The organism is Ornithinimicrobium sediminis (assembly GCF_021272345.1).
Taxonomy (GTDB): Bacteria; Actinomycetota; Actinomycetes; order Actinomycetales; family Dermatophilaceae; genus Ornithinicoccus; species Ornithinicoccus sediminis_B.
The window spans coordinates 287,544-312,330 of the sequence record NZ_JAJSDQ010000004.1 but is presented as its reverse complement, the minus strand read 5'-3'; the positions used below and the strand labels follow the sequence as shown (position 1 = coordinate 312,330).

25 protein-coding genes and 1 riboswitch are annotated in these 24,787 nt (G+C 72.8%); of the genes, 12 read left to right on the top strand and 13 right to left on the bottom strand.

The genetic code is table 11. The annotated features are described in order from the left end of the window. The first annotated feature begins 1 nt into the window (after position 1). Positions 2 to 373: a sterol carrier family protein gene (locus LVO85_RS11580; RefSeq protein ID WP_408637689.1), complete on the top strand. Its 372-nt coding sequence runs from the start codon at positions 2 to 4 to the stop codon at positions 371 to 373. Here the strand turns inward: LVO85_RS11580 and LVO85_RS11575 are convergent, their stop codons facing one another. Beyond that, positions 374 to 955: a winged helix-turn-helix domain-containing protein gene (locus LVO85_RS11575; protein WP_232747634.1), complete on the bottom strand. Its 582-nt coding sequence runs from the start codon at positions 953 to 955 to the stop codon at positions 374 to 376. It lies immediately after the preceding gene. A gap of 66 nt (positions 956 to 1,021) precedes the next feature. Between LVO85_RS11575 and LVO85_RS11570 the strand changes: the two genes are divergently transcribed. From LVO85_RS11570 to purM, 6 genes are read left to right on the top strand one after another with little or no spacing between them, the layout of a single operon-like run. After that, the gene (locus tag LVO85_RS11570; RefSeq protein WP_232747633.1) at positions 1,022 to 2,299 is read left to right on the top strand and encodes an MFS transporter; all 1,278 of its coding nucleotides are present in this window, start codon (positions 1,022 to 1,024) and stop codon (positions 2,297 to 2,299) included. 55 nt (positions 2,300 to 2,354) lie between these two features. Continuing rightward, positions 2,355 to 3,257 carry an LLM class flavin-dependent oxidoreductase gene (locus tag LVO85_RS11565; protein ID WP_232747632.1) on the top strand — a complete coding sequence of 301 codons (903 nt, stop codon included), beginning with the start codon at positions 2,355 to 2,357 and terminating at the stop codon, positions 3,255 to 3,257. A gap of 1 nt (position 3,258) precedes the next feature. Further along, entirely contained in the window at positions 3,259 to 4,281 is a 1,023-nt protein-coding gene (locus LVO85_RS11560; protein ID WP_232747631.1) for an NAD-dependent epimerase/dehydratase family protein, read from the top strand. Beyond that, entirely contained in the window at positions 4,278 to 4,565 is a 288-nt protein-coding gene (locus tag LVO85_RS11555) for a hypothetical protein (protein ID WP_232747630.1), read from the top strand. Before LVO85_RS11560 ends, LVO85_RS11555 begins: the two co-directional genes overlap by 4 nt. 25 nt (positions 4,566 to 4,590) lie before the next feature. Next, on the top strand, positions 4,591 to 6,186 hold the full coding sequence (gene purF, locus LVO85_RS11550) for an amidophosphoribosyltransferase (protein WP_232747629.1): 1,596 nt from the start codon (positions 4,591 to 4,593) through the stop codon (positions 6,184 to 6,186). Between the two features lie 23 nt (positions 6,187 to 6,209). Next, positions 6,210 to 7,328 (top strand): phosphoribosylformylglycinamidine cyclo-ligase, encoded by a 1,119-nt coding sequence (purM, locus tag LVO85_RS11545; protein ID WP_232747628.1) that lies wholly within the window; start codon positions 6,210 to 6,212, stop codon positions 7,326 to 7,328. Between the two features lie 35 nt (positions 7,329 to 7,363). On the opposite strand, the gene LVO85_RS11540 is transcribed toward purM, so the two are convergent. The 3 genes from LVO85_RS11540 to LVO85_RS11530 form a co-directional block, all read right to left on the bottom strand. Beyond that, complete coding sequence (locus LVO85_RS11540) at positions 7,364 to 7,921, bottom strand: hypothetical protein (RefSeq protein ID WP_232747627.1); 558 nt, start codon at positions 7,919 to 7,921, stop codon at positions 7,364 to 7,366. A gap of 83 nt (positions 7,922 to 8,004) precedes the next feature. Then, positions 8,005 to 8,220 (bottom strand): DUF3073 domain-containing protein, encoded by a 216-nt coding sequence (locus LVO85_RS11535; protein WP_232747626.1) that lies wholly within the window; start codon positions 8,218 to 8,220, stop codon positions 8,005 to 8,007. Positions 8,221 to 8,373: 153 nt separating this feature from the next. Beyond that, positions 8,374 to 9,048 (bottom strand): copper resistance CopC family protein, encoded by a 675-nt coding sequence (locus tag LVO85_RS11530; RefSeq protein WP_232747625.1) that lies wholly within the window; start codon positions 9,046 to 9,048, stop codon positions 8,374 to 8,376. Positions 9,049 to 9,083: 35 nt separating this feature from the next. Here LVO85_RS11530 and LVO85_RS11525 point away from each other — a divergent pair, with 35 nt between their 5' ends. Next, on the top strand, positions 9,084 to 9,719 hold the full coding sequence (locus LVO85_RS11525; protein WP_232747624.1) for an IMPACT family protein: 636 nt from the start codon (positions 9,084 to 9,086) through the stop codon (positions 9,717 to 9,719). Here LVO85_RS11525 and LVO85_RS11520 read toward each other — a convergent pair whose 3' ends face one another. Beyond that, a complete protein-coding gene (locus LVO85_RS11520; protein WP_232747623.1) occupies positions 9,720 to 10,967 on the bottom strand; it encodes a carboxylate--amine ligase in 1,248 nt (415 codons plus the stop codon). A gap of 269 nt (positions 10,968 to 11,236) precedes the next feature. Between LVO85_RS11520 and LVO85_RS11515 the strand changes: the two genes are divergently transcribed. After that, a complete protein-coding gene (locus LVO85_RS11515; protein ID WP_232747622.1) occupies positions 11,237 to 12,655 on the top strand; it encodes a GntP family permease in 1,419 nt (472 codons plus the stop codon). A 5-nt stretch (positions 12,656 to 12,660) separates the two neighbouring features. Further along, entirely contained in the window at positions 12,661 to 13,188 is a 528-nt protein-coding gene (locus tag LVO85_RS11510; RefSeq protein ID WP_232747621.1) for a gluconokinase, read from the top strand. A gap of 7 nt (positions 13,189 to 13,195) precedes the next feature. Here the strand turns inward: LVO85_RS11510 and LVO85_RS11505 are convergent, their stop codons facing one another. From LVO85_RS11505 to LVO85_RS11475, 7 genes are all read right to left on the bottom strand, one after another. After that, the gene (locus LVO85_RS11505; protein ID WP_408637688.1) at positions 13,196 to 14,434 is read right to left on the bottom strand and encodes an amidohydrolase family protein; all 1,239 of its coding nucleotides are present in this window, start codon (positions 14,432 to 14,434) and stop codon (positions 13,196 to 13,198) included. Then, the gene (locus LVO85_RS11500; RefSeq protein WP_232747620.1) at positions 14,409 to 15,506 is read right to left on the bottom strand and encodes an SPFH domain-containing protein; all 1,098 of its coding nucleotides are present in this window, start codon (positions 15,504 to 15,506) and stop codon (positions 14,409 to 14,411) included. The genes LVO85_RS11505 and LVO85_RS11500 overlap by 26 nt, the downstream gene beginning before the upstream one ends. 55 nt (positions 15,507 to 15,561) lie before the next feature. Further along, the gene (locus LVO85_RS11495) at positions 15,562 to 16,008 is read right to left on the bottom strand and encodes an NfeD family protein (protein ID WP_232747619.1); all 447 of its coding nucleotides are present in this window, start codon (positions 16,006 to 16,008) and stop codon (positions 15,562 to 15,564) included. A 132-nt stretch (positions 16,009 to 16,140) separates the two neighbouring features. Next, the gene (metX, locus tag LVO85_RS11490; RefSeq protein WP_232747618.1) at positions 16,141 to 17,298 is read right to left on the bottom strand and encodes a homoserine O-acetyltransferase MetX; all 1,158 of its coding nucleotides are present in this window, start codon (positions 17,296 to 17,298) and stop codon (positions 16,141 to 16,143) included. Further along, positions 17,298 to 18,608 carry a bifunctional o-acetylhomoserine/o-acetylserine sulfhydrylase gene (locus LVO85_RS11485; protein ID WP_232747617.1) on the bottom strand — a complete coding sequence of 437 codons (1,311 nt, stop codon included), beginning with the start codon at positions 18,606 to 18,608 and terminating at the stop codon, positions 17,298 to 17,300. The genes metX and LVO85_RS11485 overlap by 1 nt, the downstream gene beginning before the upstream one ends. A 217-nt stretch (positions 18,609 to 18,825) precedes the next feature. Further along, a riboswitch (SAM riboswitch) is annotated at positions 18,826 to 18,941 on the bottom strand. 238 nt (positions 18,942 to 19,179) lie between these two features. Then, a complete protein-coding gene (locus LVO85_RS11480) occupies positions 19,180 to 19,533 on the bottom strand; it encodes a hypothetical protein (RefSeq protein WP_232747616.1) in 354 nt (117 codons plus the stop codon). A 5-nt stretch (positions 19,534 to 19,538) separates the two neighbouring features. Beyond that, positions 19,539 to 21,098: a PspC domain-containing protein gene (locus LVO85_RS11475; protein ID WP_232747615.1), complete on the bottom strand. Its 1,560-nt coding sequence runs from the start codon at positions 21,096 to 21,098 to the stop codon at positions 19,539 to 19,541. Between the two features lie 124 nt (positions 21,099 to 21,222). Here LVO85_RS11475 and LVO85_RS11470 point away from each other — a divergent pair, with 124 nt between their 5' ends. Together LVO85_RS11470 and LVO85_RS11465 are read left to right on the top strand one after the other, a co-directional pair. Continuing rightward, on the top strand, positions 21,223 to 22,476 hold the full coding sequence (locus tag LVO85_RS11470) for an ATP-binding protein (protein ID WP_232747614.1): 1,254 nt from the start codon (positions 21,223 to 21,225) through the stop codon (positions 22,474 to 22,476). Continuing rightward, positions 22,473 to 23,156 carry a LuxR C-terminal-related transcriptional regulator gene (locus LVO85_RS11465; protein ID WP_232747613.1) on the top strand — a complete coding sequence of 228 codons (684 nt, stop codon included), beginning with the start codon at positions 22,473 to 22,475 and terminating at the stop codon, positions 23,154 to 23,156. Before LVO85_RS11470 ends, LVO85_RS11465 begins: the two co-directional genes overlap by 4 nt. 149 nt (positions 23,157 to 23,305) lie before the next feature. Here LVO85_RS11465 and lpdA read toward each other — a convergent pair whose 3' ends face one another. Next, a complete protein-coding gene (gene lpdA / locus LVO85_RS11460) occupies positions 23,306 to 24,706 on the bottom strand; it encodes a dihydrolipoyl dehydrogenase (RefSeq protein ID WP_232747612.1) in 1,401 nt (466 codons plus the stop codon). Positions 24,707 to 24,787 lie beyond the last annotated feature (81 nt).

Below are 24,787 nucleotides of genomic sequence, written 5' to 3'. Positions count from 1 at the left end.
CGTGCCGCCGCGTCGCAGGGTGCCCGTGGCCGACGGTGAGCAGGCGCTGGCCGTATGGCGTGCCGCGCCGGACCGCTCCCAGGTGCCACGCGCGGTCCTGGCGACCGCCGTGCGCTACACCCTGGAGGAGCTGGCGGCCCGGGCGCCCGGCCGGTCCGTCGAGGTGCGCGTCCCGCCGCACGGGGCGGTGCAGTGCGTCGAGGGGCCCCGGCACACCCGCGGCACCCCGACCAACGTGGTCGAGACCGACGGCGCCGGCTGGCTCGGCCTGGCCACCGGGGAGCTGACCTGGGAGGAGGCGCGGGCCGGTGGCGCGGTCCGGGCCAGCGGCAGCCGGTCCGACCTCACGTCATACCTGCCCCTCCTGCCCTGATCAACGGGTGAGCGGGAACGAGTCGAAGTAGACCCGCATCCGGCGCGTCGTGGGGTCGTCGGGGTCGGGGTGCGCCTCGCGTGCGGCCTCGAGGTGCCGGACGAGCACGGCGAAGACCTCGTCGCGCATGGACGTGGCCTCCGCCAGCGTCATGGGAGCGGTGGCCGAGGAGTTGACGGTCGCCTCCACCCACTCCTGAGGCTCGTCGAGTGCCTGCTCCAGCCAGCGGCTCATCGTGGTCGCCCGGTGGTCGATGGTGGCCTGCAGCATCATCCGGACCGGCAGCTCGGCGGACGGGTCGTCGCGCACCTCGGTGCCGTGCAGGGTGTAGCTGACCGGCTTCCACCAGCGCTCCCGGCCGGACCCGCGCCCCGTGTCCTCCTCGACGAACCCGTGCCGCTCGAGCTGGCGCAGGTGGTAGCTCGTCTGGCCGGTGCTCTCGTCGAGGTGCTGGGCCAGCATCGTCGCCGTGGCCGACCCGTGGTCGGTCAGGTAGTTGTACATCGCCATCCGCAGCGGATGGGCGAAGGCCTTCATCGCGCTCGCGTCGAGCACTCGCTCCTGGGGCTTGTCATCCGTCATTTCCAGAGATACCTTTGCAGAGAAGTCTTTGCAGATGTTCCTTTGGACAAGCCTACGGGAGAGACCATGACCGCCGACACCAGAGCACGCGACACCGCCGCCGGCCAGCCCGTCGCGCCGCTGGGGCGCACCTTCCACGTCCACCTGACCGGGGTCGGCCTGGCCAACATCGCCGACGGCATCATGGCCGCGGCGGTGCCGCTCATCGCGGTCACCCTGACCCGCTCGCCGCTGCTGGTCTCCCTGATCTCGGTGGCCTTCTTCCTCCCGTGGCTGCTCTTCGGCATCCTCGCCGGTGTCGTGGTCGACCGGACCGACCGCAGGCGCACCCAGCTCGCCGGCATGGCTGTGCGCGTCACCCTGCTGGTGACGCTCACGACGTTGCTCGTGAGCGACCGGCTGACGATGCCGCTGCTCATCGCGGTCGCCTTCGGCTACGGCATCACCGACGTCGTGGTCGACCTCGCCGGCTCCTCGATCGTCCCCAGCATCGCCCCGCGCTCGCGGCTGTCGGCGGCCAACGGGCGGGTCCTGGCCGTGCAGCAGGTGTGCGCGACCTTCGTCGGCGCACCGATCGCCGCCGGGCTCCTCGTGCTCGGTGCGGGCTGGGCCGCCGGCGTGCCGGCCGCCCTCGCCGTCACCTTCCTGCTGGTCGTCGGGCTGGGGATGCGGGGCAGCTACCGCGTCGAGCGCACGGGGACCGCGACGGGGTGGGCGGAGGTCACCGAGGGCGCGCGCTTCCTGCTGCGCCACCCGGTGCTGCGTCCCCTGCTGGTCAGCGGCTCGGTGCTCAACATGGCCAACACCGGCTACTTCGCCGTCTTCGTGCTGTGGGTCGTCGGCGCGGGGTCCCAGGTGGGTCTGGCGGCGGAGCACTACCCGCTGCTCGTCATGCTCCTGGCCGTGGGTGCCGTGGTCGGCTCGCTGCTGGCCGAGCGGCTGGTGCGGCGCTGGGCCGAGATGCCGTTGATGTTCGCCTGTTGGGGGGTCAACTCAGTGGGCCTGCTGGTGCCGCTGCTCTGGCCGCGCCCGGTGCCCATCGCGGCGACCTTCCTGGTGCTGGGCGTCACCAACACGATCGGCAACGTCATCGGCCAGACCGTGCGCCAGCGACTCGTCCCCGGTGAGCTGCTGGGCCGGGTCGGTGGTGCGGCACGCACCATCGGCTACGGCCTGATGCCGCTGGGCGCGGTCCTGGGCGGCCAGGTGGCCGAGACGTGGGGCCTGCCGGCGGTCTTCGTCGGGGCGACGGTGACCTGTCTGCTGGCCGTGGCGTATGTCGCCTCGCAGGTCTCGCAGAGCATGGTCGACGCGCACGACACCCAGGCCGGGGTGCGCGGATGAGCAACGGACGTGCGCGGACGGGCGGAGGGTGCGCGAGCGGCGGCGAGGCGCGAGGATGAGGGACGTGCGCTACGGCATCTGCATCCTCCCCGAACACCCCTGGCGACAGGCCGAGCCGCTCTGGCGGCACGCCGAGGAGCGCGGCTTCGACCACGCCTGGACCTACGACCACCTCGTCTGGGGCGGGCTGCCGGACTCGCCCTGGCACTCGACCGTGGCGACCCTCACGGCTGCGGCGATGGTGACCGAGCGCATCCGGCTCGGCACCTTCGTCGCCTCCCCCAACTACCGCCACCCGGTGACCTTCACGCGGGACGTCGTGACCCTCGACGACATCAGCCACGGCCGGGTCGTGCTGGGTCTGGGCACCGGCGGTGAGCGCGACGCGCAGATCCTGGGCCAGCACCTGAGCCGGGGGGAGCGGACCCGGCGGTTCGCCGAGTTCGTCGACCTGCTCGACCGCACGCTGACCACCGACCACGTCGACCATCAGGGCGAGTTCTACGGGGCGGTGGACGCCCGCAACGTCCCCGGCTGCGTCCAGCAGCCCAGGGTGCCCTTCGTCGTCGCGGCCAACGGGCCCAAGGCGATGGCGCTGGCGGCGCGGCAGGGCCAAGGGTGGGTCACGACGGGTCCGGCCGGCCAGGCGCAGGACCTCACCGACACCGCCGCCGTCGACGCGTGGTGGGACGGGGTGGGGGAGCTGTCGGAGCGTTTCTGCGTCGCCGTCGAGCAGGCGGTGGCCGACGGCCACCGTCCCGGAGGGCACGACCCCGACCGCTACCTGTCCCTCGACTCCAGCGGCGTCCCGGCGCTGCGCAGCCCGGGCTTCTTCGCCGAGCAGGTCGGCCGGGCACGCGAGCTGGGCTTCACCGACGTCATCGTCCACTGGCCGCGCCCCGAGGACCCCTACCGCGCCGACCCCGCGGTGCTGGACCACATCGAGCTGGAGCCCTGAGATGCGTCTGCTCGTGCTGGGCGGCACCGGCTTCCTGGGTGCGACGGTCTGCCGGGAGGCGCGCGCGGCCGGCCACGAGGTGACCGCGGTGGCCCGCGGGGTGTCCGGCCGGGTGCCCGAGGGGGTGCGCTGGGTGCAGGCGGACAGGGACCGGGAGGACGCGCTGGCCGAGGTGCGGGCCGAGCGCTGGGACGCCGTCGTGGACGTGGCCCGGCAGCCGCACCACGTGCGTCGTGCCGTGCGTGACCTGGCCCCCGTCGCCGGTCACTACGTCTTCGTCTCCTCGGGCAGCGCCTACGCCGAGGCTGCCGGGGGGCGCGACGAGGACGACACGCCGCTGCTGCCGGCCCTCCCGGCCGACGAGATGCAGGGCCCCCAGGACTACGGGCCGGCCAAGGTGGCGGGCGAGCAGCTGGTCGTGGCGGCCTTCGGCGCCGAGCGCAGCCTGCTGGTGCGGGCGGGCCTCATCGGCGGGCCGGGGGACCGCAGCGGCCGCAGCGGCTACTGGCCCTGGCGCTTCGCCCACCCCGGCACTCCCGGCGACCGGGTGCTCGTGCCCGAGGCCGACGACCAGCCGGTGCAGCTGGTGGACGTCCGCGACCTCGCCACCTGGGTCGCCCACGCCGCGCGGCACCGGGTCGCAGGCGCGATGGACGCCGTGGGGCCGACGACGCCGCTCGGCGACGTCCTCGCCCTGGCCCGCGCCGTGGCAGGACACCGTGGGCCGCTGGTGCCGGCACCTGCGCCGTGGCTGCAGCAGCAGGGGGTCCAGCCCTGGGCGGGGCCACGCTCGCTCCCGCTGTGGCTCGGCGGCGAGCCCACGGCATACGTCCTGATGCAGCGCACGGGCGCACGTGCGCGCGCCCACGGGCTGGCCACCCGTCCCCTGGCGCAGACCTTGGCCGACGAGCTGGCGACGCTCGAGCGGCCGCCCTCGGGTGCAGGGCTGACCGACGAGGAGCACCGCTCGCTGCTGGACGCCCTCGCCCGCCGTCAGGACGTGCCGCGTACCCTGGAGGGGTGACCGACCCGTCCTCCGACCAGCCCTCCGGCTCGCCCGACGAGGCCGCGCCGCAGGTGGGCCGCACCACCTCCGACGGCCCGCGCACTCCCCGGCTGCTGCCGTTCCTGGGGACCGGTGCGGTCCTGGGCCTGGTCGTCGGCATCGTGCTGACGCTGCTGGGACCCAGCTCCCCGGTCGCCTCCGACGGGCAGGAGCTCGTGCTGCTCGGGATCACCGGGGCCCTGCTCGGGGGGCTGGCGGGCGCGGTGGTGTTCCTCGTCGTCGAGTGGACCACGCTGCGCTGAGCCGGACTGTGGGAGACTGGGCGTCGTGGCTCGACCCGACGGACGCCTCTCCCACGACCTCCTCCCCGAGGAGTCCCTCCCGCAGGACGCCTGTGGTGTCTTCGGTGTCTGGGCACCGGGGGACGAGGTCGCCAAGCTGACCTACTTCGGCCTCTACGCGCTGCAGCACCGCGGCCAGGAGGCGGCCGGCATCGCGACCAGCGACGGCCGGTCCCTGCTCGTCTACAAGGACGTCGGCCTGGTCTCCCAGGTGTTCGACGAGTCCAGCCTGGCCTCGCTGCGCGGACACATCGGCGTGGGTCACTGCCGCTACTCCACGACCGGGCGCAACTCGTGGGAGAACGCCCAGCCGACGCTCGGCGGCACCACCGGCGGCACCGTGGCCCTGGCGCACAACGGCAACCTCATCAACACCCACGAGCTGCGCGACATCCTCATCGACCTCCACGGGGGCGACAAGCGCGACGTGCCCGGCGAGATGGGGCGCGGCAACACCACCGACACGGCCGTCGTCACCGGGCTGCTCACCGCCGACCCGGACCGCTCGCTCGAGGCCTCGGCCATGCAGGTGCTGCCGATGCTGCGTGGAGCCTTCTCGCTGGTCTTCTGCGACGAGCAGACGCTGTATGCCGCACGCGACCCCCAGGGGGTGCGCCCGCTGGTCCTCGGCCGGCTGGAGCGCGGCTGGGTCGTCGCCTCGGAGACCGCCGCGCTGGACATCGTGGGTGCCAGCGTGGTCCGTGACGTGGAGCCCGGGGAGTTCATCGCCATCGACGAGAACGGCCTGCGCAGCCATCGCTTCGCCGAGCAGGCACGCAAGGGCTGTGTGTTCGAGTACGTCTACCTCGCCCGGCCGGACACCAAGCTCGCCGGTCGCTCGGTCTACGAGTCGCGCGTCGAGATGGGCCGCCGGCTCGCGCTGGAGCATCCCGTCGACGCCGACATGGTCATGCCGACCCCGGAGTCCGGCACCCCGGCGGCCATCGGCTACGCCGAGGCCAGCGGCATCCCCTACGGCCAGGGGCTGGTCAAGAACGCCTACGTCGGGCGCACCTTCATCGCCCCGAGCCAGACGATCCGCCAGCTCGGCATCCGGCTCAAGCTCAACCCGCTGCGCGAGGTGATCCGCGGCAAGCGCCTCGTCGTCGTCGACGACTCCATCGTGCGCGGCAACACGCAGCGTGCGCTGGTGCGCATGCTGCGCGAGGCGGGCGCCGCCGAGGTGCACGTGCGCATCTCCTCGCCTCCGGTGCGCTGGCCCTGCTTCTACGGCATCGACTTCGCCACCCGGGCCGAGCTCATCGCGACCGGCCTCAACTCCGACGAGATCCGGGCCTCGGTCGGCGCCGACTCGCTGGGCTACATCAGCGAGCAGGCCATGGTCGAGGCGACCGAGCAGCCGGCCGACCAGCTGTGCACCGCGTGCTTCTCCGGGGTCTACCCGATCGAGCTGCCGCGCGGCGACCGTCTGGGCAAGGACGTGCTCGAGCTGGAGTTCCCCGGCGGCGTCCCCGTGCCGGGCGCGCCGCGCCAGGTGCCTGTCCGCGGCTCCACCGTCGACGCCGACGGGGTGCCGGTGGGGGCCCCGACGGGCGCCGCCGACGCGCTGCGCCGTCCCTGACCCCGACACCCAGCGAGGACCCGATGAGCGACGAGCCGATCACGTATGCCGCAGCCGGCGTGGACGTCCAGGCGGGTGACCGCGCGGTCGAGCTCATGAAGGACGCGGTGCGCCGTGCCCAGCGCCCCGAGGTGATGGGCGGCCTGGGCGGTTTCGCGGGCATGTTCGACGCCTCCGCACTCAAGGGCATGAGCCGACCGGTCCTGGCGACCAGCACCGACGGGGTCGGCACGAAGGTCGCCGTCGCCCAGGCCATGGACGTGCACGACACGATCGGCATCGACCTGGTGGGGATGGTCGTCGACGACATCGTGGTGTGCGGCGCCGAGCCGCTCTTCATGACCGACTACATCGCCTGCGGCAGGGTCGTGCCCGAGCGGATCGCCGCGGTCGTGGGCGGCATCGCCCAGGGCTGCGAGCTGGCCGGGGTGGCCCTGGTCGGCGGTGAGACCGCCGAGCACCCCGGCCTGCTCGGCCCCGACGAGTACGACCTCGCCGGGGCGGCCACCGGGGTCGTGGAGCACGACGACGTGCTCGGCCCGCAGCGGGTGCGGGCCGGCGACGCGGTCGTCGCGCTGGCGGCCTCGGGTCTGCACTCCAACGGCTACTCCCTCGTGCGCCGCGTCGTGGCGGCCGCCGGTCTGGACTGGGGCACGCACGTCCAGGAGCTCGGGCGGCCCCTGGGGGAGGAGCTGCTCGAGCCCACCCGGATCTACACACGCCTGCTGCTCGACCTCGTCCGCAGCGACGGTGTCGACGTGCACGCGCTGTCCCACGTCACCGGCGGCGGGCTGGCGGCCAACCTGGCCCGGGTGCTGCCGGCGGGGGCCATCGCCACGGTGGACCGGTCCACCTGGGCCCTGCCGCCGGTCTTCGGCGCCGTCGCGCGCTGGGGGCGCGTGCCGCAGCACGACCTGGAGCGCACCCTCAACATGGGGGTGGGCTTCGTGGTGGTGCTGCCCGCGGAGCAGGCCGACGCAGCGGTCCGGCACGCCCGGGAGCGGGGGGTGGCCGCCTGGGCGCTGGGGGAGGTCGGGGTGGTCAGCGACCTCGACGAGGCCGACGTCGTGCAGGCAGACGTCGTGCAGGGAGCCAAGGGCGTCGACGGCGGCGCGGTCCGCATGGTCGGCGCTCACCGCTGACCCGACTGCTCAGGCGGTCCGGGAGCAGGCCGGTCTCAGCTGGTGCCGGGACGCGGGCCGACGAGGAGGATGAAGTCCTCGCTCTCGGCGACGTCGAAGGGGGAGCTCCAGCGCGTGCCCGCGACGTCCCCGTTCATCTCGCGACCGGGCCGCGGCGGGTCGGCGGCGGCGTCCACCAGCACGATGGCCGTGGCCGGGTTCTCCAGCACCACCTTGAGCGAGAGGTTGACGGCGTCGCCGTCGACGGACGGCACGACGACGGGGTCGGTGCCGGTCTGCCCGGACACCGGGGCGACACCGTGCAGGAGCTCGATCTCGAGGTCGAGGTCGGCCTGCCGGCAGCCGGCGCGCTCCAGGGCGGCCCACGACCGGTCGGCGGAGGGAGTGCTCGTGCACGACCACGCGTCGATGGTGATCTCGCGCTCGTCGAACCGGGTCCACTGGCTGGTCACCAGGAGGGCGAAGCCCACGACGATGAGGACCAGCCAGACCCACCCGGGCACGGTGGGCCGGGTGTCGGAGCGGCGAGTCCGCGCGGGGCGTCCGGCGAGGGCAGCATCGCGACGCGACGTCTCCCCCCGGTCCGCATCCATCCGGTGAGTCTAGGGCGACACGGTCCGGGCGCGAGAAATCCCGGGGCGGTGGCGCCCCGGGATGTCACACGTCGTGCGAACGGTCAACGACCGTCCGCGGCCCAGGGGCCTGATGTGTCGTCGACGTCGTCACCGTCCGCCTCGTCGTCCTCGGCGTCGTCAGGGACGACGTAGGTCGACTCGGCACTCTCGCGAGCTCGTAGCTCACGCTCCAGTGCGGTGAGGTCGGTGTCCGGGGAGTAGTACTTCAGTCTCCGGGCAACCTTCGTCTGCTTGGCTTTGGCTCGGCCGCGCCCCATGGCGTGACCCCCTCGTGCGTCTGCCGGGGCGGCATCACCTGACGGTCGATGCGTGGTGCACCGACCGGCGAGCGGAGCCGGCCCGGGAATGTGTATTTCTCGTAGGCGTAACGGTACATGAGCCGGAGAGGTGCCCGTGCACCCGGCGCGGACTCAGCGTCGTCGCACCGCGATCGCGCCCACCCCGCCGAGCACGAGCAGCGCTGCTCCGAGCACGACCCAGACCCAGACCGGCGTGCCGCCGCCGGCGCTGCCGGGGGTCTCCGGCACGACGGCGTCCGTGGCCGCGGCGCGCTCGGTGGCGGGCGCGTCGTCGGCGCCCGGGGTGCCGGCCGGGGCGCTGGTGGTCGCCGCGTCGTCGTCCGAGGCTGCGCCCTCGTTCTCCGGGGCGGTCGTCGCCGCGGGATCCGCCGTCTCCGGGTCACCGGTCACCTCGTAGGTGAAGTCCCCGGAGATGGGGTGCCCGTCCTCGGAGGTGACGCGCCAGACGACGGAGTAGTCGCCGGCGGGAGCGTCGGGTGAGACGGGCTGGGTGACGGTGACGCCCTCGACCTCGGGGTCGCCGTCGGCCACTGTCCCGTCGGGGCCCTCCACCACGACCTGTGCACCGATCGTGGCGATCTCGCCGGAGAAGGTGAGCACGATCTCCTCCGGGGCGCTCTCCTCCACGGACCCGTCCTCCGGCGAGGAGCCCAGCAGGACGTCGTGGGCACGAGCAGGCCCCGCCGCGGCGACGAGGGTCACCAGGAGCGCCAGGAGGACGGTGAGGACGGCAGCGGTGCGCGTGCCGGCGCGGTGCGGCCCGGCGGCGCAGGTGGGGGACGACATACCGCCAGTCTAGGAACGCGCCGTAGGCTCCTGCGATGGCCCCCGAGAGCTACCGGACGCCGGCCCGGCCGGTGGAGGTGCGCACCGAGGAGCGACGCTCGGTGTTCGTGTGCCGTCTCGAGCCCGTGCGCACCGAGGCGTCCGCCTGGGGCGTCGTCGAGGCGGCGCGCGCCCGGCACGGGGACGCCGGACACCACTGCTCGGCGTTCCTGCTGGGCCCCGGTGGCACGGTGCGACGCTCCAGTGACGACGGTGAGCCGGGCGGCACGGCCGGTATGCCGATGCTCGAGGTGCTGGACGGAGCAGGCCTGAGCGACGTCGTCGCCGTCGTGAGCCGCTGGTTCGGCGGTGTGCTCCTGGGCACCGGAGGCCTGGTGCGGGCCTACGGGGGAGCCGTGAGGGCGGCCGTCGCGGAGGCCCGCGTCGTGCGGCGTACCCCGGTCGTGCTGCTCGAGGTGGTCGTGGGCCACGAGGCCGCGGGCCGGCTGGAGCACGACCTGCGGGCGCGGGGCACCACGGTGCACGGTGTCGACTACGCAGCCGAGGTCACCCTCCGCCTGGCTGCTGCGCAGACCGAGGTGGCCGCGCTGGAGGCCTCCGTGGCGGCCCTCACCTCCGGACAGGCGCGCTGCTCCGTCACCGGGACCGACTGGGTGGACCTGCCGGACTGATCAGAAGCCCGAGTCCGTGGGCCGCGGGTAGTACGTCGCGTACTTCTTCACGTAGTTGGCCTTGGCCGCAGCGACATAGGCCTTGCGCTTGAGGGAGTCGTGGGTGACCAGCGGGTGGAAGACCCCCTTGCGGGTGACCTTCTTGACCAGGGTCTTCAGCTCGGGGCTGAGGTAGCGGCGCAGGAGGAACATCGGCAGCACCGAGTAGAGGATCTCGTTGCGCACGACGACCTGGTCCAGCTCCCGGCCCTGGATGAGGTCACCGGTGATGAACTCGGCCACGTTGGCCCCGGCCGCGGTCACGTAGTAGTTGTTGCGGCCGATGCGGGGGTTGACCTCGAAGAACTTGGCGACGCCGTCACGCGGGTCGACCTTGACGTCGAAGTTGGCGAAGCCCCGGTAGCCGACGTGCTGGAGCAGGCGCGCCGCCTGCTCCATGAGGTCGGGGTAGGGGGTGGTCACCATCGCGGCGGGGTTGCCGATCGCCAGGGGCTGGTGCTCCTGGAGCAGCACCTGGGCGGTGGCCAGGAGGGTGACCTCGCCTCGCTGGTCGACGTAGGCCGTGATGCTGCGCATCGCGGTGTCGTCGCCGGGGATGAGCTCCTGCACCACGAAGCGGTCGCGGAAGCCGGCGCGGCGCACCCGCGCGAAGATGTCCAGCAGCTCCTCGGGGGTGTCCACCTTGTAGATCTTGTTCTTGCCCTCGAAGCGCAGGCCCTCGTAGGCCGCGCCGACCGCGGGCTTGGCCACCACGGGGAACGTGAGGTCGACGGTGTCGGGGGTCCAGCCGGGGTCGTCGGCCGTGCCGAAGTCCTGCACGAGGGTGCGCGGGACGGGGATGCCGAGCTCCTCGCAGACCCGGCCGAACTCGATCTTGTCCGCGATCATGTCCAGCACCGGACCGTCGACGGCGGGCACGACGTACCACTGCGAGAGCCACTCGGCCTGCTCGCTGAGCATGCGGCTGAACGAGTCGGCGTTGGACAGCAGCAGGGTGGTGCGGCCGGCGGCCTTGCGCTCGGCGCCGACGCGCTCCAGCGCGGCCAGCGTGTCCGCCCGCTGCGCGTCCTCGCCCAGCTCGACCGTCTCGATGAACGAGGACCAGTTGATCGGCCCGGCCACCACCCGGGAGATCACGGTGCTGGTGAGGCCGTAGCGCTCGTGGAAGGCACGTGCGAGGGCGTAGATGCCGATGTCGGTGCCGAGCAGGACGACGTCGAAGTCGGGCTCGGAGGTCGAGGCGGTCATGGCTCTCCTGGGAGGGTGTCAGGCGATCTGGGGAGCGAGACTACGGCAGCGGGGTGCGGCACCGTACGTTCCTGCAGTGAACAGCGTAGGGGGCGTGCGTGGCCGGCCGCGGAGCCGCGTCGTCGCAGGTCTCGTTCCGATGGCGGAGATGGGGGTGGTGGAGGCGGGCACGCCCGCCGACCGGTCTCGGACTGCAGGACCTGCCCCGCGCCACTACGTTGGCAACAGTCGGGGGCTCGCCCAGGGGCTCTCAGGGACAGGGAGGGCCCATGGAAGCCATCGACCCGGCATACGGTGCCGGAACACTGCTCACCATCGCTGCGGCAGCCGTGGCGCTGCTGCTGGTGCTCATCATCGTCGTGCGGATGCACGCGTTCGTCGCGCTCATCCTGATCAGCTTCGTCACCGCCGTCGTCGCGGGCATCCCGCTCGCGGACGTGCCGGGTGTCGCGATCGGGGCCTTCGGGTCGACGCTGGGCCAGGTGGCCCTGCTCGTGGGGCTCGGGGCCATGATCGGCCGGCTGCTCGAGGTGACCGGCGGTGCGCAGGTGCTCGCCGACACCCTCATCGCCCGGTTCGGCGAGAAGCGTGCGCCCTTCGCGCTCGGCGTCGCGGCGCTGCTCTTCGGCTTCCCGATCTTCTTCGACGCCGGTCTGGTCGTCTTCCTGCCCATCATCTTCTCGGTGGCGCGACGCTTCGGCGGGTCGCTGCTGCTCTACGCGCTGCCCGCGGCGGGTGCCTTCGCCGCCATGCACGCGATCGTGCCGCCGCACCCCGGGCCGGTCACCGCCGCCACCGAGCTGGGCGGCTCGGTCGGTCTCACGCTGCTCGTCGGCGTGCCGGTGGCCTTCGTCAGCTGGTATGTCGGGGTCTACCTGTTCGTCAAGGCCTACGCAGGCAAGATCGACGTGCCGATCCGCGAGAGCATGCTCGCCGGCATGTCCGGCGGTGACCCGGTCGAGCTCGACGACGGGCCGGACGGCCGGCCGCGGGAGGCCACCCCGCCGAGCTTCGGCTCCGTGCTGGCGATCCTGCTGCTGCCCCTGGTCCTTATCGCTCTCAACACCACCCTGACGACCCTGCGCACCGTCGGCACGGTCGCGGAGGACGCGGGCTGGGCCGACGTGCTGATCCTGGTCGGGCAGACCCCGGTCGCGCTGCTCATCACCGTGCTGGTGGCGAGCTACACCCTCGGCAGGCGAGGCCGCTCACTGGCCACCGTCGAGGGCATCCTCAACGACGCGCTGGCACCCATCGCGGCGGTCGTGCTCATCACCGGCGCCGGAGGGATGTTCGGCGGGGTGCTGCGGCAGAGCGGCATCGGTGCCGCCCTGGAGGAGAGCCTGGCCGACCTGGGCCTCCCGCTCATCGTCTCGGCCTTCCTCATCGCCACGATCCTCAGGGTGGCGCAGGGGTCGGCCACGGTCGCCCTGGTCACCGCCTCGGGCCTGCTGTCGACCGCCGTGGTCGCCGCCGACCTGTCCGACCTCAAGGTCGTGTGCCTGGTGCTCGCGATCGCTGCCGGCTCCACGGTGCTCTCGCACGTCAACGACTCCGGCTTCTGGCTGGTCAGCCGGTTCTTCGGGATGGACGTCAAGACCACCCTCAAGACCTGGACCGTCATGGAGACCACCCTGGGTCTGGCCATCTTCGCCCTTGCCGTGCTGCTCTGGTTCGTGGTGCCATGACCGGGATGACCCCCACCGTTCCCTTCCCCGACCCGCCCGTGCACCTGGTGGTGATGGGGGTGTCCGGCTGCGGCAAGAGCACCGTGGCCCGCGAGCTGGCGGACCGCCTGGGCTGGCCGTTCGCCGAGGGCGACGACTACCACCCCCAGGCCAACCTGGACAAGATGGCCAGCGGGCGCCCGCTGATGGACGAGGACCGGTGGCCGTGGCTGCACATCCTGGCGGACTGGACGGCCGAGCACCATGCGCGCGGTGAGTCGACGGTGCTCACCTGCTCGGCGCTGCGGCGGGTCTACCGCGACATCCTCCGCAAGGGCGGTGACGGCACCTTCTTCGTGCACCTGCACGGTGACAAGAACCTGCTCATGGAGCGGATGCAGGGGCGCGAGCACTTCATGCCGCCGTCGCTGCTGGAGTCGCAGCTGGACACCCTGGAGCCACTCGGCGCGGACGAGGCCGGGATGGTGCAGGACGTGGTGAACCCGCCGGCCCGGATCGCCCGCGTGGTGCTCGCCCAGCTCGACCTCGCCTGAGCGGCCGTCAGACCAGCTCGAGGCCCTCGGCCACGACCCGGCCGGCGTGGATGACCGTCCGGTCCTGCGGCCGGTCCATCACCGCCGAGGTCACCGTGTCCCCGGGAAGCAGCGTGAGGTGCGCGTCGGCGCCCACCTCCAGGCCGGGCCGGTCGTCGACCGAGGCGGGCCGCGGCCGCGCGCGGTCCATGACGGCGGCGCCGCCGGCAGTCGCGACCGCGACGCAGTGCTCGACGAGCACGTCGGCCCGGAAGCCGCTGGTGAAGGCGAGCTGCCAGGTGCGGTCCAGCATGTCGGCGTTGCCGTAGGGCGACCAGTAGTCACGCTGGCCGTCCTCGCCCAGCCCCACCCGCACCCCGGCCTCGGTGAGCTGCACGAGCGGTATGCCGCGCCCTCCACCGGGTGCGACCGTGGCCGTTGCCACGTCGGCCTCGGCGAGGTCCTCGACCAGGGCGCGCGTCTGCGACTCGGTGCCGTCCCAGAGCCCGTAGCCGTGTGAGAGGAGCACGTTGCCCTGCATGCCGAGGGCCCGGGTGCGCTCGAGGACGAGCGAGGCGCTGAAGCGGCCGAGCTCGCCGGGCTCGTGCAGGTGGATGTCCACCGGCCGCTGGTACCGCTCGGCCAGGCCGAAGACGATGTCGAGGTGGCGCACCGGGTCGCGGTCGAGGGCGCACGGGTCGATGCCACCCACGACGTCGGCCCCGGCGCGCAGCGCGTCCTCCAGCACCTGCGCGGAGCCCTCCTCGCGCAGCAGCCCGGCCTGGGGGAAGGCGATCACCTGGACCTCCGCCCGGCGCCGGTGCGTCTCGCGCGCAGCCAGCACGGCCTCCAGCCGCTCCAGCCCGCAGTCCACGTCCACCTGGGCGAAGCTGCGCACCCGGGTCGTGCCCCGGGCGACCATCGCCCCGAGTGTGTGGGCCACCCGCTCGACGATCCCGACCTCGGCCTCGCGCCAGTGCGCACGGTCGTTGAGCATCATCTCCCACACCCCGGAGCCGCCGGTGTGCGGCCGGAAGGGCAGCCCCAGCCGGGTGGAGTCGAGATGCACGTGCACGTCGGCGAACGTCGGCAGGATCAGCCGGCCGCGGCCGTCGAGCTCGTCCTCCTGTGCCGGCGCGGCCGGGTCGTGCGCTGTCACCTCGGTGATGACACCGTCGCTCACCTGCACGTCGGACAGCGCCGCCCCCCAGGGGCGGCAGCCACGGATGAGCACCTGCGGCTCAGCCCTCCCGCGGGGGACGGGCACCGCGGGTGGTCGCGGTCGTCCGCTCGGCCTCGGCCGTGGCGTCAGCAGCCTCCTGCCGGGCGCGGCGCAGCGCCTCGTTGGGGTCCTCGAGCTGCGGCTCGTCCACCTTGATGTCCAGGTCGGACCCCTCGCCGTGCGCGTCCGGGCTCACGCTGCCGGCCGGGCCGTCGAGGGAGGACCCGCCCGAGGTGTCGCCCCCGAGGGCGTTGCCGATGCCGCTGAGGGCCTTGGTCAGCTCCGTCGGCACGATCCACATCTTGTTGGACTCGCCCTGGGCGATCTGCGGCAGCATCTGGAGGTACTGGTAGGCCAGCAGCTTGCTGTCGGGGTTGCCCTTGTGGATGGCGTCGAAGACCTGCAGGATCGCGCGGGCCTCACCCTGTGCCTCGAGGATCGCGGCCTGGGCGGTGCCCTCGGCGCGCAGGATCTGGGCCTGCTTCTCACCCTCTGCGGTGAGGATCTGCGACTGCTTGACGCCCTCGGCGTTGAGGATGGTGGCGCGGCGGTCACGCTCGGCGCGCATCTGCTTCTCCATCGAGTCCTGCACGCTGGCGGGCGGGTCGATGGCCTTGAGCTCGACCCGGTTCACGCGGATGCCCCAGCGGCCGGTGGCGTCGTCGAGGACGCCGCGCAGCTGGCCGTTGATCTGGTCACGGCTGGTCAGGGTCTGCTCCAGGTCCAGCGAGCCGATGACGTTGCGCAGCGTGGTGACGGTGAGCTGCTCGATGCCCTGGATGTAGTTGGCGATCTCGTAGGTCGCCGCCTTGGGGTCGGTGGGCTGGAAGTAGATGACGGTGTCGATCGAGACGACCAGGTTGTCGCTGGTGATCACCGGCTGCGGCGGGAAGGAGACGACCTGCTCGCGCAGGTCGACGGTGGCCCGTGCCTTGTCGACGAAGGGGATGAGGATGTGCAGCCCCGCGTCCAGGGTGCGGCTGTAGCGACCGAGCCGCTCCACGATGACAGCGGTCGCCTGCGGCACGATGCGCACCGCGCGGGCGATGGCTGTGGCCACGAACAGGACCAGGAGGAAAAGGACGAGGTAGAGAGCGATGGTCTGTGGGTCCGGCATGTCGTGCCTTTCGTCGGTGCAGCGGATCTGGGGTGGCGGTCGCCGGGTCGGGGTCTCAGGTGGCGGTGACGATGGCGGTGGCGCCGTCGATGCGGACCACCCGGACGATCTGGCCGACCTCGAGCTCCACGTCCGGTGTCTCGGTGCGTGCGGTCCACTGCTCACCGCGCAGCTTCACCATGCCGCTGCGGTCGGTCACCGGGACGAGCACCTCGGCGCTCTGACCGACGTTGGCGTCGGTGTTGGTCGGGACGACCGGGCCGCTGAGCTTCAGCTTGCGCAGCAGCAGGGGCCGCAGCAGGGCCAGCGACAGCAGGGCGGCAAGGACGAAGAGGATGACCTGCAGGGGGAAGCTCAGACCGAGGGCGGCACCGACGGCGGCGACCACGGCGGCCAGGGCGAGCATGGTGAACACCAGGTCGAGCGAGGCGATCTCGATGAGGCCCAGCACCAGTGCGGCGCCCACCCACCAGAGCCACTGGGTCTCCTGCAGCCAGTCCATCCCCACTCCCTTCACCGGTGTCTCCCACCATCGTAGGTGGCAGGACCCTCACGGGCTCAGACGCAGCGAAGGACACCGTGGTTGCCCCCGGGTTCGCATCGACCCAGGTGCGCGCAGGTCACCGCGAGCAGGTCACCAGAGACCGGAGGGTCGCAGGCTGCGGGGAGTGGCGGCGCGCACCGCCGGGGGAGTGGCCTGCAGCGCCCGGCTGATGACGTCGAAGACCTGCTCGGTCTCGATGAGGAAGGCGTCGTGGCCGTAGGGGGAGTGGATCGTCGCCAGCTCACGGCAGGCCGGCGCCTGGGCGATGACGGCACCGTCGGCGGGCGTGAAGAGCCGGTCGCTGTCCACGACGGCCACCGTGAGCTCTGCGGTGATGCGGCGAAGGGCCGCCTCGACGCCGCCGCGGCCCCGGCCGATGTCGTGGCTGTTCATCGCCTCGGTCAGCACCAGGTAGGAGTTGGCGTCGAAGCGGCGGACCAGCTTGCGGCCGTGGTGCTGCAGGTAGGACTGCACGGCATACCGTCCGCCCCGCAGGGGCTCCTCGCCCAGCTGGGGTGCGGGTCCGAAGCGGTCCTGGAGCTCCTCGGCCGCACGGTAGGTCGTGTGCGCGATCATGCGGGCGACCTCCAGGCCCGCCCGCGGCCCCGGCCCCGGGTAGTAGTCGCCACCGGCGAACCCTGCGTCGCCGCGGATGGCGTGCAGCTGGGGGGTGGCCCACGCGATCTGGTCGGCCGTCGCGACCGCACACGTGGCCAGGGCCAGGCAGCGGCGGACCCGCCCTGGGTAGGACACCGCCCACTCGAGCGCGCGCATGCCGCCCATCGAGCCGCCGACCACCGCGGCGAAGGAGCGGATGCCGAGCGCGTCGGCCAGCGCGGCCTCCGCGCGCACCTGGTCGCGGATGGTGAGGACGGGGAAGCTGGACCCGTAGGGCCGCCCGTCGGCGGCCGGCGTGCTCGGCCCGGTGCTGCCGCGGCACCCACCGAGCACGTTGGGGGCCACGACGAACAGCTCCTCGGTGTCCAGCGGGCAGCCCGGCCCGATGAGCCCCGGCCACCACCCGGGGGTCGGTTGTCCCGGTCCCGCCTCACCGACGACATGGGGGTCGCCGGTGAGGGCGTGCAGCACCAGCACCGCGTTGTCGCCCGCCTCGTTGAGCCGGCCCCACGTCTGGACGGACATCCTGACCTCGGGCAGGTGCTCGCCACCGTCGGTGTCCAGGCTGCCCACCACCACTGAGCACAGACGCGAGGCGGGTCCCTCCAGGAGTCGGGCCGGCTCGGCCATCAGGCGCCCTTGGCGGCGATGAAGCCGGCCTCCAGGTCGGCGATGATGTCGTCGACGTGCTCCAGGCCCACCGACAGCCTGACCAGGCCCGGGGTCACGCCGGCCGCCCGCTGTGCGCTCTCGCTGAGCTGGGAGTGCGTGGTCGAGGCAGGGTGGATGACCAGCGACCGGACGTCGCCGATGTTGGCCACGTGGGAGTGCAGCTGCAGCGCGGAGACGAAACGGCGCCCCGCGTCGGCGCCGCCGTCGATCTCGAAGGCCAGCACCGCTCCGGCGCCCGCGGGCAGGTAGCGCTGGGCGCGGGCGTGGGACGGGTGACCCGGCAGCCCGGCATACGACACCGACTGCACCTGCGCGTGCTCGAGCAGCCAGCCGGCGACCGCCTCGGCGTTGGCGACGTGCCGCTCGATCCGCAGCGAGAGCGTCTCCAGGCCCTGGGCGATGAGGAAGGCGTTGAACGGCGCGGCGGCCGGGCCGAGGTCGCGCAGCAGCTGGACGCGCGCCTTGAGGACGTAGGCGAGGTTGGCGCCCAGCGCGCCGCCCACCCCGAGGTCACGGGCGTAGACCAGCCCGTGGTAGCTCGCGTCCGGGGTGTTGAAGCCCGGGAACCGCTCCGGGTGCTGGGCGAAGTCGAAGTTGCCGCTGTCCACGATGACGCCGCCGATGGCCGTGCCGTGACCACCGAGGAACTTGGTCGCGGAGTGCACCACGATGTCGGCGCCGTGCTCGATCGGGCGGCACAGGTAGGGCGTGGGCACGGTGTTGTCCACGATCAGCGGCACGCCGACCTCGTGCGCGACCTCGGCGACGGCGGTGATGTCGAGGACGTCGCTGCTGGGGTTGGCCAGCGTCTCGCCGAAGAAGGCCTTGGTGCGCTCGGTCGTCGCGGCACGCCACGACCGGGGGTCGGCGGGGTCGTCGACGAAGGTCACCTGGATGCCGAGCTTGGGCAGGGTGTGCTCGAAGAGGTTCTGCGTGCCGCCGTAGAGGCTGGGGGAGGCGACGATGTGGTCCCCTGCCTCGGCCACGTTGAGCAGGGAGAGCGTGACGGCCGACTGCCCGGAGGCGACCAGCAGCCCGCCGACGCCACCCTCGAGGTCGGCGATGCGGGCCTCGACCACCTCGTTGGTGGGGTTGCCGATGCGGGTGTAGATCGGGCCGAGCTCGGCCAGGGCGAAGCGGTTGGCCGCCTGGTCGGCGTCCTCGAAGACGAACGACGTGCTCTGGTAGATCGGCAGTGCGCGTGCGCCGGTGGCGCTGTCGGGGCTCTGGCCGGCGTGGATCTGACGGGTGGCGAAGGACCAGCTCATGGGTTGTGCTCCAGGTGTCTGCGGGGGAGGTGGAAGGGGGAGGGTGCCTGCCGGGTCCGCAGCCGGGACGTCAAGGCGTCGCGCGCGGGGGTGCCCCGGGGCGGCTGCAGGCGTCGTCGGCGCGACGGGTGGCTGCGAGTGGGCTCAGCAGCGACACATTCGACGGGTCACAGCGGCGCTCCTGATGGTCGGCGTCGGCTGGGCCCCTCGGCTGAGAAGCCCGCGCTTGTGCCCGGCCGCGAGGACGGGCACCTGGTCATCACCCGGGGCACCCCACCGCGAGTGGAGGGTTGCCGCCCAGCCGGCCGGGGCCTTCGGCTGGGACTCATGACCTCATGCTGGGAAATGTGTAACACCCCGAGCTGGCCGAAGTCAATGCGACGCCATCGCCTGCGAGCCGCGCCGTTCCGAGGGATCTGCGGCTTGAGCGCCGTGGAGACGATGTGTCTTCGGCGCTGTGTGTCGTGGTCCTCGGGTATGACGTGGCCGAGGCCGCACGGTCGGTGACCGTGCGGCCTCGGAGGAGCCGGTGGCCGGGTGCCGCCCCGGAGGGCACCCGGCCACCAGGTGCCTAGCGGGTCCCGTCCTCGGAGCGGCCTCCGAGCAGGCCGACCAGGCCGAGGAGCACGAGCAGGGCGCCCGCGCCGACGACCGCGACCGGGGTCGCGATCGACCAGTCGACGGTGATGTCGATCAGCTGGTAGGTCAGGGCCATGCCGGCGACGACGATGCACACGATGCCGAGGGCGACCGTCGGCCAGGACGGCCCGGAGGGTCGCACCGGCTCCGCTGCGCCGGGGGGTGCGCTGCCGCCGGTGGGCCTCGTGGAGTCGCGAGGTGTGGAGTGGCGAGGTCCCTCCTGCGGGGCGGTGTCGGCGCGTCCGGTGCTCTGAGGCTCCGTGGGGTCGCTGTGCGGTGCGGTCATGGCGTTCACTCCTGGACGATGGTGATCGTGCCGAGGCCGACGTTGGCCTCGATCTCGAGCTGGCTGGGGAGGTCTCCGAGGACGGTCTGCTCACTGACTCCGAGACCACCCTCGACCGAGCTGCCGCGGCCGTCGCCCTCGAGGGTGACCTCGCCGGCTCCGACGTCGGAGTTGACGGTCACGTCGAGCCCCTCCGGGACGACGATGCGCAGCTCCCCGGCACCCAGGTCCACGTCGATGCGCTGGCCGTTCAGGTCGGCCGGGTCGAGGCTCTCCAGGGTGAGCTCGGCCGTGCCGGCGCCCAGGGAGTAGTCGCGCAGCTCGGAGACCTGGGTGGGGCTCCAGGTGACGTCGCCGCCGCGGTCCCCCCAGGTGAAGCTCGAGGGGAAGGGCGCCGTCAGCGCCGCAGCGACCAGGGTGACCCAGGCGAGGAAGCCCACGAAGCCTGCCCTCCGGCCGACGAGCCCGAGGCCCACCAGGACGAGACCGACCAGGAGCAGACCGGCCGCGAGCGCCACCGAGAGGGTGTTGCCCGACAGGGTGACGCTGTCGGCCGCCCAGATGAGCCCGCCGACGACCATCAGCAGCAGACCGCTGACGATCAGACCGCCGACGGCACCGGGGCTACGGCGTCGCAGGTGAGACGGTGCCGGGGGAGCAGGTGGGGGACCTCCCTGCTGTGGGGGCCCACCGGGCCCGCCGCCCTGGCCGTAGCCGCCGTAGCCGGACCCGCCGAACCCTGTGCCACCGGTGGGGACAGGTCGGCTGGGGTCGTACCCGCCGGTGGCACCCGGCGGTGGCGGCGGTGCGGCATACGTGGAGGCCGTCCCGGCCGCGGGGGAGCGGGTCTGCGGCCCACCGCCGGCACCCGCCGACGGGGCCATGGCGACCACGGGCATGCTGCCGGTCCGGCCGACCTCGCCGGGGGCCGAGCGCCGTTGCCACACCGACCACAGCGCCCAGGCCAGGCCGGCGACGACCAGCAGCGAGACCAGGCCCGAGCCGGGCGCGTCGAAGGTCATGAAACCCCACCACGGCAGGGAGCCCACGAGCACGACCGCGGTCGCGACCAGCAGGACGATCGAGCCTGCCTCGCCGCCGCGCAGGCCGCGCTCGAGGTGCGTCTGCTCCCGGGTGTCGGGCACGAGCAGCCACGCGAGCAGGTAGAGCGCCAGGCCCAGGCCGAGCACGATCCCGAGCACCACCGCTCCGGCGCGCACGACGATCGGGTCGAGCCCGAGCCGGTGGGCCAGCCCCGCGCAGACGCCACCGATCCACCCGTCGTCGGTGCGGCGCACGTCGATGCCGCGCAGGCCGGCGAAGAGGCGGTCCGTGCCGGACCCGCCCGGGGGTGGCGTGCCGTAGCCGGCGCCGTGGTCACCATCACCACCGGAGCTCTGGCCACCACCCGGGGTGCCATCGGGAGGCGACGGGGTGCCACCGGGAGGCGACGGGGTGCCACCGGGAGGCGGCGGGGTGCCACCGGGAGGAAGTGGGGCGGTGGGCTGCTGTGCGGCCGGGGGCAGCTCGCTGCGCGGCCGGCCGTCGGAGGGGTGCTCGGTCATACTCCCAGCCTGTCCCTGCGCGCCCTCGCGCACCATGAGGGTCGACCCTGAGCGGACCCTGGTCGTGCCCTGAGTCCCGTATGCCGGGGTGTCCGCCGGGGCTGTGGTGGGTCAGGATGGAGGGGTGTCGACCGACCACGCGGCCCCGTCCCCGCACCACCACCGACCCCCACTGGTGCGCCCGGTGCGAGGCAGGGTGCTGGCCGGGGTGGCCCAGGGCCTGGCCGACCACCTCGGGATCGAGGCGACCGTGGTGCGGGTGGGCCTGCTGGTGCTGGCTGTCGCCGGCGGTGCGGGCGTCGTCGCGTACGGGTTCATGTGGATCTTCGTGCCCCAGGACGAGTCGGACGGGGCGACGGAGCCGGTCACGGCCCCGGAGCAGCGCTCCACCCGGGCCGCCTGGGTCGTGGTGCTGGGCATGGGGCTGCTGCTGCTCGGCATCGCGTCGCTGTCGGGCTTCCGGCTCGACGTCTCGGGATGGATCCCGCTGTTGCTGGTCACCGTCGGTGCCGTCTTCGCGTGGTCCCAGCTCGACCGTGGGACGGGGCGTCGGTGGATGCCCGAGGACCCCTGGTCGCGCCAGGGGGTCGCCCTCCGTGTCGGGGCGGGGGTGCTGCTCGCCGTCGTCGGCCTGGTGCTGCTCACCACGCGCGGGCTGGGCCTGGCCGAGCTGTGGGACGTCGTGGTCGCGGTGCTGGTCGTGCTCGTCGGTGCTGCCGTCATCGTGGCGCCCTACGGCAACCGGCTCTGGGGTGAGCTCCGGTCCGAGCAGGCCGCCCGCATCCGCGCCACCGAGCGCGCCGACATCGCCGCCCACCTGCACGACTCCGTGCTGCAGACCCTGGCCCTCATCCAGCGCAGCTCGCAGGACCCGCAGGTCATCCGGCTGGCCCGGGCCCAGGAGCGGGAGCTGCGCCAGTGGCTGTACGCCGGCCCGCCCGGTGGCCCGCAGACCCTCGCCTCCGCGGTGACCGAGGTGGGCCACGAGGTCGAGGACCGGCACGGCATACCGGTCGAGGTCGTCGTGACCGGCGACCACGTGGTGGACGAGCGTGGCGCTGCACTGGTGGCCGCGCTGCGGGAGGCGCTGACCAACGCGGCTCTGCACGGCGCGCCCCCCATCACGGCCTACGTGGAGGTCGGCCAGGGACGCGTCGAGGCCTTCGTGCGCGACCACGGGCCGGGCTTCGACCCCGACGCGGTGCCCGCCGACCGGCTGGGGGTGCGGGAGTCGGTCATCGGCCGGATGCGCCGGCACGGCGGGTCCGCCCGGGTCCGGGTGCTGGACGGCGGCACGGAGATCAGCCTCGAGCTGCCGCTGGAGACCGACGAGGAGAGCACTCCCGCCGGAGCCCCCCGAGAAGGAGCGACCTCATGACCTCCCCCCGCCCCGTGCGTCTGGTGCTCGTCGACGACCACCGCATCTTCCGCGCCGGGGTGCGGGCCGAGCTCGCCGAGGTCGCACCCCAGCTCGACGTCGTCGCCGAGGCCGGCACCGTCGATGCCGCGGTCGAGCAGATCCGGCAGGAGCGGCCCGAGGTCGTGCTGCTCGACGTGCACCTGCCGGGAGGCAACGGCCGCGGAGGCGGCGACGTGATCCGTGGATGTGCCGGGCTGACCACGGAGTCGGGTGCGCCGGTGCGCTTCCTGGCTCTGTCGGTCTCCGACGCCGCCGACGACGTCATCGCGGTGATCCGGGCCGGGGCCCGGGGGTATGTCACCAAGACGATCAGCGGCCGTGACCTGGCCTCGGCGATCAGCAGGGTGGCCGACGGCGACGCGGTCTTCAGCCCCCGGCTGGCCGGCTTCGTGCTGGACGCCTTCGGTGCGGCCGCCGGGGAGATCGCCGAGGTCGACGAGGAACTGGACCGGCTCAGCGCCCGTGAGCGCGAGGTGATGCGCCTGATCGCCCGCGGCTACCAGTACAAGGAGGTGGCCAAGGAGCTCTTCATCTCGGTCAAGACCGTCGAGACGCACGTCTCGTCGGTGCTGCGCAAGCTGCAGCTGTCGTCGCGGCACGAGCTCACCGCCTGGGCGATGGACCGGCGCCTGCTCTGAGGGCCCGCACGTCCAGACCCCCTGTCGGGTCTGCACGCGCAGCACCCCTGTCGGGTCTGCAGACGTGGCTGTATGGAGCCACATCTGCACACCCGACGGGCGGGCAACACCCCAAAGGGGCGGGCAACGACGCAGGGGAGAGCCGTGCCTCAGAGGTTGATCATGTGCCCGGCGATGCCCTCGATGGCCTCCTTGACCGACTCGCCGAGCGTGGGGTGCGCGAAGACGTTGCGGGCGACCTCGTCCGCGGTGAGGTCCCATCGCTGCGCCAGCGTCAGCACGGGCAGCAGCTCGGTGACGTCCGGGCCGATCATGTGCGCGCCGATGATCTCGTTGTGCTCGGCGTCGGCCACGACCTTGACGAACCCGACGGTGTCGCCGAGGCCGGCGGCCTTGCCGTTGGCGCTGAACGGGAACTTCGAGGTCTTGACGTCGAAGCCCTTCTCCTTGGCCTGCTCCTCGGTGTAGCCGAACGAGGCGATCTGCGGCTGGCAGTAGGTCGCCCGCGGGATGAAGTCGTAGTCGAGCTCCATCGTCTCGGCCCCGGCGATGGTCTCGGCCGCCACGACCCCCATGGCCTCAGCGGTGTGCGCCAGCATGAGCTTGGCCGTGACGTCGCCGATGGCGTAGACGTGCTCGACGTTGGTGCGGCCGCGCCCGTCGATCTTGATGGCCCCACGATCGGTGAGCTCGACGTCGAGCTTCTCCAGCCCGTAGCCCTCGAGCCGCGGCGCGAACCCGATCGCCTGCATGACCTTGTCGGTCTCGATGACCTGCGCGTCGCCGCCGGAGGCCGGGCTGACGGTGACCTTGACCTTGTCGCCGCTGTCGTCGATCGACTCGACCTTGGTCGAGGTCATCACCTTCACGCCCAGCTTCTTGTAGTGCTTGGCGAGCTCCTTGGAGATCTCGGGGTCCTCGGTCGGCACCATGCGGTCGAGGAACTCCACGATCGTGACGTCCACCCCGAAGTTGGCCAGGACGTAGGCGAACTCGACGCCGATCGCGCCCGAGCCGGCGATGACGATGCTGCCCGGCAGCTCGTCGGTGAGGATCTGCTCCTCGTAGGTCACGACGCGCTCGGACAGCTCGGTGCCGGGGATGAGGCGGGTCTCCGCGCCGGTGGCGATGATCAGGTCGTCGCACGTCAGCCGGCTCGTGCTGCCGTCGTTGAGCTCGACGTCGACCGAGGTCGGCGAGGTGAGGGTGCCCCAGCCGTCGACCTCGGTGATCTTGTTCTTCTTCATCAGGTAGTGGACGCCCTTGACGATGCCGTCGGACACCTGGCGGCTGCGCTTGTAGGTCGGCCCGAAGGCCATGGACGCCTCGCCCTCGATGCCGAACTTGGCCTTCTCGTGCTGCAGGATGTGCGCCAGCTCGGCGTTGCGCAGCAGGGCCTTCGAGGGGATGCAGCCGACGTTGAGGCACACACCGCCCCAGTACTTCTTCTCGACGACGGCCACCTTCTTGCCCAGCTGCGACGCGCGGATCGCCGCGACATACCCACCGGGGCCAGCGCCCAGGACAACAACGTCATAGTGATCGGCCATGCGCTCAGTATGCCGAAGCGCCGGTGGGCGTGCAGGTCCCGGCCCGACAGCCGTGGGCACCGAGGTTCGGCATACCTGGTC